This window comes from Streptomyces sp. NPDC030809, assembly GCF_055572195.1.
In genome coordinates this window covers 59891-72625 of the sequence record NZ_JBVIDV010000006.1, presented here as the reverse complement: position 1 = coordinate 72625, position 12735 = coordinate 59891, and the positions used below count along the sequence as shown (strand labels likewise).

8 protein-coding genes and 5 tRNA genes are annotated in these 12735 nt (G+C 75.8%); 7 read left to right on the top strand and 6 right to left on the bottom strand.

Annotation, left to right across the window (positions count from 1 at the left end; translation table 11 throughout):
* Positions 1-41: 41 nt before the first annotated feature.
* From cbiE to ACZ407_RS10430, 4 genes are all read left to right on the top strand, one after another.
* The gene (cbiE, locus tag ACZ407_RS10445) at positions 42-1268 is read left to right on the top strand and encodes a precorrin-6y C5,15-methyltransferase (decarboxylating) subunit CbiE (RefSeq protein WP_468127226.1); all 1227 of its coding nucleotides are present in this window, start codon (positions 42-44) and stop codon (positions 1266-1268) included.
* A 329-nt stretch (positions 1269-1597) separates the two neighbouring features.
* Entirely contained in the window at positions 1598-5215 is a 3618-nt protein-coding gene (cobT, locus tag ACZ407_RS10440) for a nicotinate-nucleotide--dimethylbenzimidazole phosphoribosyltransferase (RefSeq protein ID WP_468127224.1), read from the top strand.
* A gap of 187 nt (positions 5216-5402) precedes the next feature.
* On the top strand, positions 5403-6632 hold the full coding sequence (gene cobA, locus ACZ407_RS10435) for a uroporphyrinogen-III C-methyltransferase (protein WP_468127222.1): 1230 nt from the start codon (positions 5403-5405) through the stop codon (positions 6630-6632).
* 203 nt (positions 6633-6835) lie between these two features.
* Positions 6836-7654, top strand: a complete 819-nt coding sequence (locus tag ACZ407_RS10430; protein WP_468127220.1) for a TrmH family RNA methyltransferase — start codon at positions 6836-6838, stop codon at positions 7652-7654.
* A 776-nt stretch (positions 7655-8430) separates the two neighbouring features.
* On the opposite strand, the gene ACZ407_RS10425 is transcribed toward ACZ407_RS10430, so the two are convergent.
* Complete coding sequence (locus ACZ407_RS10425; RefSeq protein ID WP_468127579.1) at positions 8431-9627, bottom strand: serine/threonine-protein kinase; 1197 nt, start codon at positions 9625-9627, stop codon at positions 8431-8433.
* Between the two features lie 621 nt (positions 9628-10248).
* Between ACZ407_RS10425 and ACZ407_RS10420 the strand changes: the two genes are divergently transcribed.
* The 3 genes from ACZ407_RS10420 to ACZ407_RS10410 all read left to right on the top strand — a co-directional run bounded on the left by ACZ407_RS10420 (position 10249) and on the right by ACZ407_RS10410 (position 12010).
* A complete protein-coding gene (locus tag ACZ407_RS10420) occupies positions 10249-10428 on the top strand; it encodes a hypothetical protein (RefSeq protein ID WP_468127218.1) in 180 nt (59 codons plus the stop codon).
* A 262-nt stretch (positions 10429-10690) separates the two neighbouring features.
* Positions 10691-11665, top strand: coding sequence for a phosphotransferase family protein (locus ACZ407_RS10415; protein WP_468127216.1), 975 nt, complete (start codon positions 10691-10693; stop codon positions 11663-11665).
* Positions 11666-11731: 66 nt separating this feature from the next.
* Complete coding sequence (locus ACZ407_RS10410) at positions 11732-12010, top strand: TFIIB-type zinc ribbon-containing protein (protein WP_468127214.1); 279 nt, start codon at positions 11732-11734, stop codon at positions 12008-12010.
* Between the two features lie 150 nt (positions 12011-12160).
* Here the strand turns inward: ACZ407_RS10410 and ACZ407_RS10405 are convergent.
* The 5 genes from ACZ407_RS10405 to ACZ407_RS10385 form a co-directional block, all read right to left on the bottom strand.
* A tRNA-Val gene (locus ACZ407_RS10405) sits at positions 12161-12232 on the bottom strand.
* A 39-nt stretch (positions 12233-12271) separates the two neighbouring features.
* A tRNA-Val gene (locus tag ACZ407_RS10400) sits at positions 12272-12343 on the bottom strand.
* A 34-nt stretch (positions 12344-12377) separates the two neighbouring features.
* Positions 12378-12449 (bottom strand) — tRNA-Val (locus ACZ407_RS10395).
* 1 nt (position 12450) lies between these two features.
* Positions 12451-12524: transfer RNA gene (locus tag ACZ407_RS10390), tRNA-Cys, on the bottom strand.
* Positions 12525-12562: 38 nt separating this feature from the next.
* Positions 12563-12635, bottom strand: a tRNA-Gly gene (locus tag ACZ407_RS10385).
* Positions 12636-12735: the final 100 nt, after the last annotated feature.

Here is a 12735-nt window from a genome sequence, read left to right as displayed (position 1 = left end):
GCTCCCCCCACTGCCGACGCCGACCCCAGGAGACCGAGAAGATGGCCGACCGGGTCACGGTGATCGGCTGGGACGGCTCGCCCCTCACCGCGGCCGCCAGGTCCGCCCTCTCCGCCGCCACCCTCGTGGCCGGGGCCGCCCACCACCTGGCCCTCCCCGAGATCCCCCCGGCCGCCGAACGCATCCGCCTCGGCAGCCTCGGCCTCGCCGCCCGCCGCATCGCCGGCCACCGCGGCACCGCCGTGGTCTTCGCCGACGGCGACCCCGGCTTCTTCGGAGTGGTCCGCGCCCTGCGCGCCCCCGAACACGGGCTGGAGGTCGAGGTGGTCCCCGCCGTCTCCTCCGTCGCCGCCGCCTTCGCCCGCGCCGGCATGCCCTGGGACGACGCCCGCGTGGTCGTCGCCCACCCGCGCACCCTGCGCCGCGCCGTGAACGTCTGCCGGGCCCACCCGAAGGTGGCCGTCCTCACCTCCCCGGGCGCCGGACCCGCCGAGCTCGCCCTCCTCCTCGACGGGGTCCACCGCACCTTCGTCATCTGCGAGGAACTCGGCACCGCCAACGAGCAGGTCACCGTACTCACCTCCGACAAGGCCGCCGACCACACCTGGCGCGACCCCAACGTGGTCATCGCCATCGGAGGCGGCGGCACCGTCGAGGGCGCCGACGGCGGCTGGCTGGCCGGCACCGCCGGACCCGGAGCCGACCGCGGCTGGGCCCGCCCCCTCGCCGACGCCCCCGAAAGCGAGGGCGAACAGCTGCGCGCCCTCCAGCTCGCCCGGCTCGGCCCCCGCCCCGGCGACCTCGTCTGGGACGTGGGCGCCGGCAGCGGGGCCTTCGCCGTGGACGCCGCAGCCTTCGGAGCCGCCGTCATCGCCGTGGACGCCGACCCGCACGCCTGCGCACGGACCAAGGCCCTGGCCCGCACCCGCGGGGTGCAGCTCCAGGCGGTGCCCGGCCGCGCCCCGCACATCCTCGAAAGCCTGCCCGAGCCGGACGTCGTACGCATCGCAGGGGGCGGGGTCCCCGTCGTCGCCGCCTGCGCCGAGCGCCGCCCCGAGCGGATCGTCACCCACGCCTCCACCCGCGACGAGGCCGAGGCCGTGGGCCGTGCGCTGGCCGAACGCGGCTACACCGTCGAATGCGCGCTGCTCCAGGCCGTCGGCCTCGACCCGCACACCTGGGCCGAGCGCGAGCGCTCCGTCGTCTTCCTGCTCTCCGCCACCCGCGCCGAGCGGGCCGAGCGCGCGGACCGTGCCCCCCGCGGCTGACGTCCCGACACGCGGGGTAGGCTGGCAGATCGTTGTACTGCCCCGGACCCCCCGGCCTTCCCGCCGGAACGGACCCGGACGAGGCGCCCGAGTCGGGCGCCTTTTGCGGTACACGAGTCCCGGAGGACGCGCGACGTGGCGCAGTCCACAGCGGGCCGTGGCGGTTATGGCTGCCATGGCGGCGAACGGACGCGACAATGCTTGTTGTCGGCGGGCGTTCGTGCCGCGCGGCACTCACGCTCGTTCTTCACAGGGGGCGCCGGGTGTGCCGCGGAGCGGTCGCCCGGCGAGCTGATCGACGACGCACAACCGATGGGCGAGGGGTACGCATGACTGACACCGGCCAGGTTCCGGAGGGTCTCCCGGAGAACGCGGGCATGGTGGATCAGCCGGGCATCCCCGCCCCGGGGTCCTTCACCTACCTCGACCCGGCGGCGGCCGCACCCGGTGCGGAACCGGCCGAGGAAGAGGAAATGCTGCTGATGCCGAGCGGCCAGGGCGCCTGGAGCGACCCGCAGCTCGTGCCGCCGGCGCCCTTCCCGCAGGAGGCGTACCCGCAGGAGTACGGCCGGGAATTCGTCCAGGAGTTCCCGCACGACCCCGCGCAGGACACCGGTGCGCACGAGGCGGGCGGCCGGGACACCGGCGCCGTGGACCTCGGTGCCGTACGGGTTCCGCACCCGGCCGCGCCGGCCGCCGTCCAGCAGCAGCCGGGCCGCCGTCCGCTGCACATGGGCCCGCCCGTCCCGGAGGCCACCGGTGGTGTGGTCCGCTCCCTCGCCGACCGCGGCCCCGCCGCGCCCGCCGCCCCGGCGTCCCCCGTGGCCCCCGCCGCGGCGGGGGCGGCCCCGGCCGCGGCGGTGCAGGCCGCGCCCGTGCCGCCGGTGCAGGCCGGTCCCGCGACCCTCGGGCCCGAGTACCTCGACGTCCAGCCCGCCGAGGCCGGGGTGCTGCCGGGCCCGCAGCTGGGGGAGATCCCGCCGCAGGCCGGTGCCCCCTGGGGCCAGGACCCGGCCCAGCCGGTGCCGCAGGAGCCGGTGGCGCCCGTACTGCAGCCGCAGATCCCGCTCGTGGGGCAGGCCGCTCCGGCGGTTCCCGCGGAGCCGGTGGCCCCCGGGACGCCTGCGGGGCCTGCAGAAACGGTCGTGCCGGAAGGGATCCTTCCGGTTGAGCCGGGCGCCGAGCCGGTGGCCCCGGTGGCCCCGGAAGCACCGGTGGAGCAGCCCGCGGCCGTGGCGGCCGCGCCCGTGGAGCAGCAGTCCGTGACCGTGGCGCCCGCCCCCGTCGAGCAGAGCGCGGTCCCCGGCGAGCAGGCCGTGGCCGTGGAGCCGGTCCCGGCGGGCGGTCAGCCGGCGGTGGAGCAGCCGGAGGCCGTCGCGGAGGTGCTCCCGGAGCAGCAGCCGGAGCCGGCGGAGGCCGTGGCCGCCGCAGAGCCGGTCCCGGCCGGGATCCCGGCCCAGCCGGAGCCGGTCGTCGAGACCGCCCCGGCCGCGGTGGAACCCGTACCCGTACCCGTCGCCGCGGAGGCGCTGCCCGTGCAGCCGGCCGCCGGGCCGCTGGCCGCGGCCGAGGCCGGACAGCCCGCCGAGGCCGTACCGGCCGAGGAGCCGGCCGCGGTCGTCGAGGCCGTGCCCGTGGCCGCGCCCGAGGCGGTTCCCGCCGAGCCGGTCCCGGCCGAGCAGGTCCCGGCCGAGGCCGTGGCCGCCCAGGCGGTCGCCGCCGAAGTGGCCGCCGAAGCCGTGGCCGCCGCGGTCGCCGTCGAGCCCGTGCCCGCCGAGGCCGTTCCGGCCGAGCAGGTCCCGGCCGAGGCCGTTCCGGCCGGTCACGTGCCCGCCGAGGCCGTTGCCGTCCCCGCGCAGGCTCCCGCCGCCGAACCCGTACCGGCAGAGGCGGCCGCTCCCGTGACCGACCCGGCCGCCGAGGTGCCCGCTGCCCAGGCCGCCGAGCCGCAGCCCGTCGCCGAGCCGGTCCCCGCCGAGGCCGCGCAGGCCGTCGAGCCCGCGCAGGCCCCCGAGGCCGCGGAGCCCGCCCGGCCCGCTCCCGCCGAGGCCGAAGTCCAGCCCGAGGGCACGGAGTTCCCCGCCGCCGAGCCCGCCGCTGAGCCCGTCGCCGCCGACGCCACCGCACCGGAGCCGCACGCGGCGGAGGCAGCCGAGGGCGCCGAGGCACCGGAGGCCGAGGCCGCCGAAGCCGCCGCCCCCGAGGCCGAGGAGCGCCCGGCCGCCCCCGGCTACGCCGACGCCGAGCGCGAGGCCGTCCTGCGCGTCATGCGCGAGCGCCGCGACATCCGCAACGGCTTCCGCACCGACCCGATCCCGCACGAGGTCCTCCTGCGCGTGCTCGAGGCCGCGCACACCGCCCCGAGCGTCGGGCACTCCCAGCCCTGGGACTTCGTCGTCATCCGGTCCGCCGAAACCCGGCGGACCATGCACGAGCTGGCCACCCGCCAGCGCGAGGCGTACGCCAAGTCGCTGCCCAAGGGCCGGGCCAAGCAGTTCAAGGAACTGAAGATCGAGGCCATCCTCGACACCCCGGTGAACATCGTCGTCACCGCCGACCCCACCCGCGGCGGCCGCCACACCCTCGGCCGGCACACCCAGCCGCAGATGGCCCCGTACTCCTCGGCCCTCGCCGTCGAGAACCTCTGGCTCGCCGCCCGCGCCGAGGGCCTCGGCGTCGGCTGGGTCAGCTTCTTCGACGAGCGCGAGATGGTCCGCGCCCTCGGCCTGCCCGAGCACCTCGAAGTCGTCGCCTACCTGTGCGTCGGCTACGTGGACGAGTTCCCGGACGAGCCCGAGCTGATGCAGGCCGGCTGGTCCAAGCGCCGCCCGCTCTCCTGGGTGGTCCACGAGGAGACGTACGGCCGCCGCGCCCTGCCCGGCGAGGAGCCGCACGACCTGCTCGCCGAGACCGTCGCCGGCATCCGCCCGCTGGACGCCAAGGCCCTCGGCGAGGCCTGGGAGCGGCAGAAGCGCATGACCAAGCCGGCCGGCGCCCTCGGCATGCTGGAGATCATCTCCGCGCAGCTGTCCGGCCTGTCCCGGGTCTGCCCGCCCCCGATCCCGGAGCCGGCCGCCGTCGCGATCTTCGCCGGAGACCACGGCGTGCACGCCCAGGGCGTCACCCCGTGGCCGCAGGAGGTGACCTCGCAGATGGTCGCCAACTTCCTCGGCGGCGGCGCGGTCTGCAACGCCTTCGCCAACCAGGTCGGCGCCGAGGTCTGCGTCATCGACGTGGGCGTCGCGGGGGAGCTCCCGGCCACCCCCGGGCTGCTGCCGCGCAAGGTCCGCCCCGGCACCGCCGACATGACCGCCGGTCCCGCCATGACCCGGGAAGAGGCCGTCGCGGCCATCGAGGTCGGCATCGAGACCGCCCGCGACCTGGTCGCCGCCGGGAACAAGGCGCTCCTGACCGGTGAGATGGGCATCGCGAACACCACCGTGTCCGCCGCCCTGATCTCCGTGTTCACGGACACCGACCCGGCCGAGGTCACCGGCCGCGGCACCGGCATCAACGACGAGACCCACGCCCACAAGATCGAGGTCGTCCGCCGCGCGCTGGAGCTCCACCAGCCCGACCCGTCCGACCCGATCGGCGTCCTCGCCGCCATCGGCGGCCTGGAGCACGCCGCGATCGTCGGCCTGCTGCTCGGCGGCGCCTCGCTGCGCACCCCGGTCATCCTGGACGGCGTGAGCGCGGGGGCCGCGGCCCTGGTCGCCCGGGCCATCGCCCCCGAGTCCCTCTCGGCGTGCATCGCGGGCCACCGCAGCGCCGAGCCGGGTCACGTGGCCGCCCTCACCAAGCTGGGCCTGCGCCCCCTGGTCGACCTGGACCTGCGCCTCGGCGAGGGCACCGGCGCCCTGCTGGCCCTCCCGCTGGTCCAGAGCGCCGCCCGCGCCATGCACGAGGTGGCCACCTTCGACTCGGCGGGCGTGACGGAGAAGTAGCCGGGTGCGGGGGGCCGCCCCCCGCACCCCGGGTCCCGGTCACCGGGCGGGCCCGGAACTCGGGCCTGCCCCCGCCCCGCCGTATCGTGGACCCTGCACCACCAGCAAAACCGCACGTCACACCCCGACAGGCCGCTCCAGCGCAGCAGCGGCACAGCAGAACCGCCGCACCAGGAGCCGCACCGCCATGGCAGACACCCCCGCGTACCCCGTCGGCCTGCGACTCACCGGCCGCCGCGTCGTCGTCATCGGCGGCGGCCAGGTCGCCCAGCGCCGCCTGCCCGCCCTGGTCGCCGCCGGGGCCGACGTCCTGCTGATCTCCCCGTCCGCCACCCCGTCCGTGGACGTGATGGCCGAGACCGGCGAGATCCGCTGGGAGCGCCGCCGGTACGAGGAGGGCGACCTCGACGGGGCCTGGTACGTGCTCGTGGCCACCCGCGACCGGGAGGCCAACGACCGCGTCTCGGCCGAGGCCGAGCGCCGCCGCATCTGGTGCGTGCGCAGCGACGACGCCGAGGCGGCCACCGCCTGGACCCCGGCCACCGGCCGCAGCGAGGGCGTCACCGTGGCCGTCCTCACCGGCAACGACCCCCGCCGTTCCGCCTCCGTGCGCGACGCCATCGTCGAAGGCCTGCGGGACGGCTCCCTGGCCGCCCCGGCGCACCGCGACCGTCCGCACAACCCGGGCGTGGCGCTGGTCGGCGGAGGCCCCGGGGACCCGGACCTGATCACGGTGCGCGGCCGCCGGCTGCTCGCCGAGGCCGACGTGGTCATCGCCGACCGGCTCGGCCCCCGCGACCTGCTGGACGAGCTCCCGCCGCACGTCGAGGTCATCGATGCGGCGAAGATCCCGTACGGTCGCTTCATGGCCCAGGAGGCCATCAACAACGCGCTGATCGAGCACGCCAAGGCCGGCAAGGCCGTGGTGCGGCTCAAGGGCGGCGACCCGTACGTGTTCGGCCGGGGCATGGAGGAGGCGCAGGCCCTCGCCGAGGCGGGCATCGCCTGCACCGTCGTCCCGGGCATCTCCAGCTCCATCTCGGTGCCCTCCGCGGCCGGCATCCCGGTCACCCACCGCGGGGTGGCCCACGAGTTCACCGTCGTCAGCGGGCACGTCGCCCCCGAGGACCCGCGCTCCCTCGTGGACTGGGCCGCCCTGGCCAAGCTGACGGGCACCCTCGTCGTCCTCATGGGCGTGGACAAGATCGGCGCGATCGCCGCCCGCCTCGTGGAGTGCGGCCGCGCCCCGGAGACCCCCGTCGCCGTCGTCCAGGAGGGCACCACGGCCGCCCAGCGCCGGGTGGACGCCACCCTGGCCACGGTCGGCGAGACCGTCCGAACCCAGGACGTCCGGCCGCCGGCCGTGATCGTCATCGGCGAGGTCGTGAACGTCGGCATCCCGCCGCTCGCGGGGTGACGGGCGGGGCCCGTCCGGTCCTCGGCCGGGCCCGGGACTCCGCACGCGGGGCACCGCGCTCCGGGCCGGGGCACCCGCTTCGCTCCGGGCCGGGGCACCCGCTTCCACCACTCGGGGCCGGACCCGGCCCGGCCCTGTAACCGCCGGTAGCGGATCTCGCTTCCGGCGTTGGCACCACACCCAGGACAAGGCAGTATCACCCTGTGGCTGATCTCATCACCGTCGAAGACCCCGACGACCCGCGCCTGCGCGACTACACGGGACTGACCGACGTCGAACTCCGGCGCCGCCGCGAGCCCGCCGAAGGCCTGTTCATCGCCGAGGGCGAGAAGGTCATCAGACGGGCCAAGAGCGCCGGCTACGAGATGCGGTCCATGCTGCTCTCCGCGAAGTGGGTCGACGTCATGAAGGACGTCATCGACGAGCTCCCGGCCCCGGTCTACGCCGTCAGCCCCGAGATCGCCGAGCGGGTCACCGGCTACCACGTGCACCGCGGGGCCCTCGCCTCCATGCAGCGCAAGCCGCTGCCGACGGCGGAGGAGCTCCTCGCGACCGCCCGCCGCGTCGTGATCATGGAGTCGGTCAACGACCACACCAACATCGGCGCCATCTTCCGCAGCGCCGCGGCCCTCGGCATGGACGCCGTCCTGCTCTCCCCGGACTGCGCGGATCCGCTCTACCGGCGGTCGGTCAAGGTCTCGATGGGCGCGGTGTTCTCCGTCCCGTACGCGCGGCTGGAGGCCTGGCCCCGGGGGCTGGAGGCGGTCCGCGAGGCGGGCTTCAAGCTCCTTGCCCTGACCCCGCACGAGAAGGCCTCCGCCATCGACGACGCCGCCCCCCACACGCTGGAACGGGTCGCCCTCATGCTCGGCGCGGAGGGCGACGGGCTCTCCACGCAGGCCCTGCGGGCCGCGGACGAGTGGGTCCGCATCCCGATGGCCCACGGGGTGGACTCCCTGAACGTCGGTGCGGCTGCGGCGGTGGCCTTCTACGCGGTAGCCACGGGCCGCCCGCACGCGTAACCCCCTGCCCCTACGATCCGGCCCTCCCGCGCCCCGTTGCCCTGCCCCTGCGGGTCGGCTCTTCCGCGCCGCGCTGCCCCTACGACCCGGCTCCTCCGCGCCGCACTGCCCCTGCGGGTCGGCTCTTCCGTGGCTCGCTGCCCTGCCCCTGCGGGTCGGCTCTTCCGTGGCTCGCTGCCCTGCCCCTGCGGCTCTTCCGTGCCGGGTGCCCGATCCCGCCGGTCGGACTCCGACCCCGCGGGGGCAAATCCAGCCTCGCCGGGGGGTGGGGGGGGGGGGGGGGGGGGGGGGGGGGAAGGAAGGGCTAACACGGTTGCGCTTAGGGGTGTTTTCCCCCCACCCCCCTTCCCCTCTCCCCCCCCCCCCCCCCCCCCCCCCCCCCCCCCCCCCCCCCCCCCCCCCCCCCCCCCCCCCCCCCCGGCGAGGCTGGAATCGGCTCAGCGGGGCTGGAATGTGCCCCGCGAGGCTGGAGGTTGCCCCGTGAAGCTGGACGTGTGCCCGGCGAGGCTGGAATGGGGCCCCGGGCCTCCGCCCCGCGCCTCAAGCGCCGACGAGGCTAGAGCGTGCCCGGCAGGGCTGGAATGGGCCTCGTGAGGCCGAAGGCTGGGGGCTTCGCCCCGGAGTCGCGCCGCGTATCCGGGCCGGAGGCCGGGGGTGCCGCACGGCGGCAATTCAGCCGCGCCGGCGTTTGAGGCGCGGGGGCCCGGGGGCGGAGCCCCCAACCCAAGCCCCGCCGGCGATTGAGGCGCGGGGTGCGGGCGCGGAGCCCCGGGGGGCTACAGCTTCTGGGCCGCCGCGATGCCGAGTGCAACGATCAGCGTGACCACCACGAACACGATCAGCCGCTGCCGCAGCAGCCGCCGGTCCGGACCACTCGCCCGCCGCCCCGCCCCGGTGGTGCGAGGCGCCGCCGCCCGCCCCCCGGTCCGGGACCCGGTCCGCGGCGCCGGCGGACGCCCACCCGGCCCGCGCCGCTCGGACGCCGTTCCCGGGGCCCCGCCCGGCCGGGAGGACTGCGAGGGCCGCGGCGTCGGCGTCCCCGCCGCCCGCCGCTCCGTGCGCTGCTGCGCGTACTGCTCCGCCAGCCGCCCGCCGGGCCGCTCCGGTACGCCCCGCTGGGCGGGCGGACGGGCGTCGGACAGCCCCTGCGCCTCGCGGGCCGCGATCTCCTTGAGCCGCATCGACAGCTGCAGCGTGCTCGGCCGCTCCTCCGGGTCCTTGGCCAGACAGGCGTGCACCAGCGGGGCGAGCGCGTCGGGAACCCCGTACAGCTGCGGCTCCTCGTGCACGACGCGGTACAGCATCACCTCGGAACTCCCGTGCCCGAAGGGGGAGTCGGCGGTGGCCGCGTACGCCAGCGTGGCCCCGAGCGCGAACACGTCCGTGGCGGGGGTGACGGCCGCGCCCCGCACCTGCTCCGGGGCCAGGAAGCCGGGGGAGCCGACGGCCGTGCCCACATGGGTGAGGGTGCTCGCACCGGTGGCCCAGGCAATGCCGAAGTCGATGATCCGCGGCCCCTTGGGCGACAGCAGGATGTTGGAGGGCTTCAGGTCCCGGTGGACCACCCCGGCCTCGTGGACGGCGACCAGGCCCTCCGAGAGCGCGGCCCCGATCGCGGCGATCTGGGCGGCCGACAGCGGGCCCTCCTCGGCCACCTTGTCGTGCAGAGAGGGCCCCGGCACGTACTGGGTGGCGAACCAGGGGCGCTCCGCGTCCAGGTCGGCCGCCACCAGCCGGGCCGTGCAGCCGCCGCGGATCCGCCGGGCCGCCTGCACCTCGCGGGCGAAGCGCGAGCGGAACTCCTGGTCCTCGGCGAGGTCCGGACGGATCACCTTCAGGGCGACGCGCTGGCCGCGGCGGTCGGAGCCGAGGTAGACCACGCCCATGCCGCCCGCACCGAGCCGCCGGTGCAGCCTGAACGAGCCGACGACACGCGGGTCCTCGCGCCGGAGCCGCATCATCGCCATGTCCACCCCGTGTGCCCGGTCGTCCTGTTGACGTGGCACAGCTTACGGACCATCCGCCATGTGTGCTCAGAGGCCGCGCCCTCGGCCCGGAATTCGATTGTCAGTACGGGGCGCGACACTTGAGGGTTGGTCAGAACCGCTCGCCGGCTCCGCACACCGTACCGTTCGAGCCACCAAGATTCCCCGTGTGCAAGGGCGTTGGGGCGACCCGGCGGCCTCCGGCGGCCGCCCGCGGGCGCCGGCGCGGGGGAGGGGCGCAAGGGGAGCGGGCGGGCCCGTGCCGGCACCCGGCGGCGGGCGCACACCGGACAGACAGGAGCAGGAAGTGATCGAAGTCACTCTGCGTGGTGCACTCGGTGCCGCGCAGTGTCCGCCCGTACGGAGCTCCCCCGCGGCCGACCCTTCCGGGAAGTCCCCCATAGAGGGGGCGCCGTCTCCACCCAGGGGAGTACACGGGGCACACGGGCCTCATCCTCCCGGAGGCCCGGGAAAGGGTACGAGGGCATGAGGACCGGGCGGCCGCACACACCTACTGTGGAAGGCAAGCGGCGGGTGAAAGCACTCGTCCCCCGAGGTCAGACACCCGCCGCTGCCAACCTGCAGGCACAGAGCGAAAGGGAGAGGGACATGGCCTTCACGGCAGGCCGGACATTGATCCGCACCCGGGGCGCGAAGACCGCCCCGCGCCACCCGCTGGTGGCCGTGGCCATGGTCCTCCCCCTCGCCACCCTCCTGGTCGTCGTCTTCGGCGGCTGGGACGCGGTGGTCACACAGGCGTCGTCCGTGGGCGTGATGCTGGGGCGCTGAGCGGCGCCCCGGGTCCGGGAGAGCGGCCCGGGCCGGGACATCGGCCACCAGCCCCGTGGGGACGGGGGTGCCGCGGACGGCAGGGAAAGGGTGCTGCCCGTACGACTGGGGAGTCGTACGGGCAGCACCCTTTCGCGTGCACGCCCGCCCGGCCCCGACCGGGACCGCTGCGGCGACCGGACGCATCCCCGACGCGTACGCCGGGCACACCGCGCACCCCTGCGCGTACGATCCCTGCAGGCCCGACGACCTGGGGGAACTCATGAACCGCTTTGCCGCGGAGCTGGCCGCCCTGGCCGTCCAGGGCGCCGCGGGGGGACCCCGGGAGCGCCTCGGAGTGCCGCGGCAGCACATCCTGCTCGCCGACCGCCCCGACGGCACCGTCGTCCGCAACGGCGGGGTCGTCGTCAAGGCCCATGCCCGCGACACCGACCATGCGGCCCTGGCGGTGCGGATCGGGATCGCCGCGGCCCCGCCGCTGCAGGGCATCCTGCTGCCCCCGCTCGCCGTCACCGCCCCCGAGGGCGCCCTCACCACCCTGCTCCGGGGCCGGCCGGTGTCCGCGTGGCCGCACGGCCAGCCCGTGGACCCGGAGCGCCCCGAGGCCGCGCCCTGGGAGGACGCCGCCCGGCTGCTGGCCCGGCTGCACCGGGTGCCGGCCGGTGCGCTGCCCGGACCGGTGCCGCCGATGCGGGGGCCCGACAAGGTGGCCAGGGCCCTGTCCCGGATGGCGGCCGCCGGCCCGCACCCGCAGGCCGCCGTCGTGCGCGCCGCGGCGGCCCGGCTGCCCGCCTGGGCCCGCGGCGAGGCCCCGGCCCCGCCCGCGTCCGTGCTCTGCCACGGGGACCTGCACCTGGGACAGCTCGTGCGCCACCCCGCGCCGGACGGCCCGTGGCTGCTGATCGACGTGGACGACCTCGGGCTCGGGAACCCGGCCTGGGACCTGGCCCGCCCGGCGGCCTGGTACGCGGCCGGGCTGCTCGGCCCCGAGGTGTGGGACCGGTTCCTGGCCGCCTACCGGGAGTCCGGCGGCCCCGCGGCGGGCCCCGCCGGGACCGACCCCTGGCCGGAACTCGACGTGGCAGCCCGGGCGCTGACCGTCCAGACGGCCGCGCTGGCCCTGGCCAAGGCGCACGCGGAGGACCGCGGACTCGACGAGGTGGAGCTGCTCGTGGTGCAAAGCTGTGCCCGAATCGGCACACTCCCGCCGGACTTGGAGCAGGTCCCTCCGTCGTAGGGTGAACTCCACGTCACCGGGCATGCATCCGGTGACGAAGCCCGACGGCGAGGAGTTGAGCCGATCATGCAGTGTCCGAAGTGCCACGCCATCATGCACACGTACAACCGCAGCGGTGTTCAGATCGAGCAGTGCAGCGGCTGCCGCGGCATATTCCTGGACTACGGAGAGCTGGAGGCCCTGACCCGCATGGAGGGCCAGTACGGTCAGGTCCCGCCGCCGCCGGCCCCGCCCGCCTACCCGGCCGGCCAGGCCCCCGCCTGGGGCGCTCCCCAGCACCACGGACACCACCACGGCGGCCATGGCCACCACCGCGGCTTCGGCCGGATGCTCTTCTCCTCCTGACCTCCTGCCAGGACGGCACACGGGACGGCGTCTCCGCACGGGACGCCGTCCTCGCGCGTCTCCGGGCCCGCGCGTCCCGCGGCCCGCGGCCGCCCGGTCCGTACGCACGAAGAAGCCCCGGCCGTCGAGACGGCCGGGGCTTCCGGGCGGTGCGCGATACTGGGATTGAACCAGTGACCTCTTCCGTGTCAGGGAAGCGCTCTCCCGCTGAGCTAATCGCGCGGGAACCACGGTCCGGAGACCGCAGGTCAGGGTGTTGCGTGCGCGATACTGGGATTGAACCAGTGACCTCTTCCGTGTCAGGGAAGCGCTCTCCCGCTGAGCTAATCGCGCGGGGGATCCGAAGATCCGGGATCCGGAGATCCAGTGGACGATACTGGGATTGAACCAGTGACCTCTTCCGTGTCAGGGAAGCGCTCTCCCGCTGAGCTAATCGTCCTTGGAGGTGGAGACGGGATTTGAACCCGTGTAGACGGCTTTGCAGGCCGTTGCCTCGCCTCTCGGCCACTCCACCAGGAGCTGCAGGGGTTCTCGGGAAGATCCCCCACTTCGAGCGGACGACGAGATTCGAACTCGCGACCCTCACCTTGGCAAGGTGATGCTCTACCAACTGAGCCACGTCCGCATGTCGCCGTGTTGCTTGGGGTTTTTTCCTTCGCTCCCCGGCGACGTGTTGAACTCTAGCGGATTCCGGGGCCAGCTCAAAAACGCGTTTGTGCAGCGTG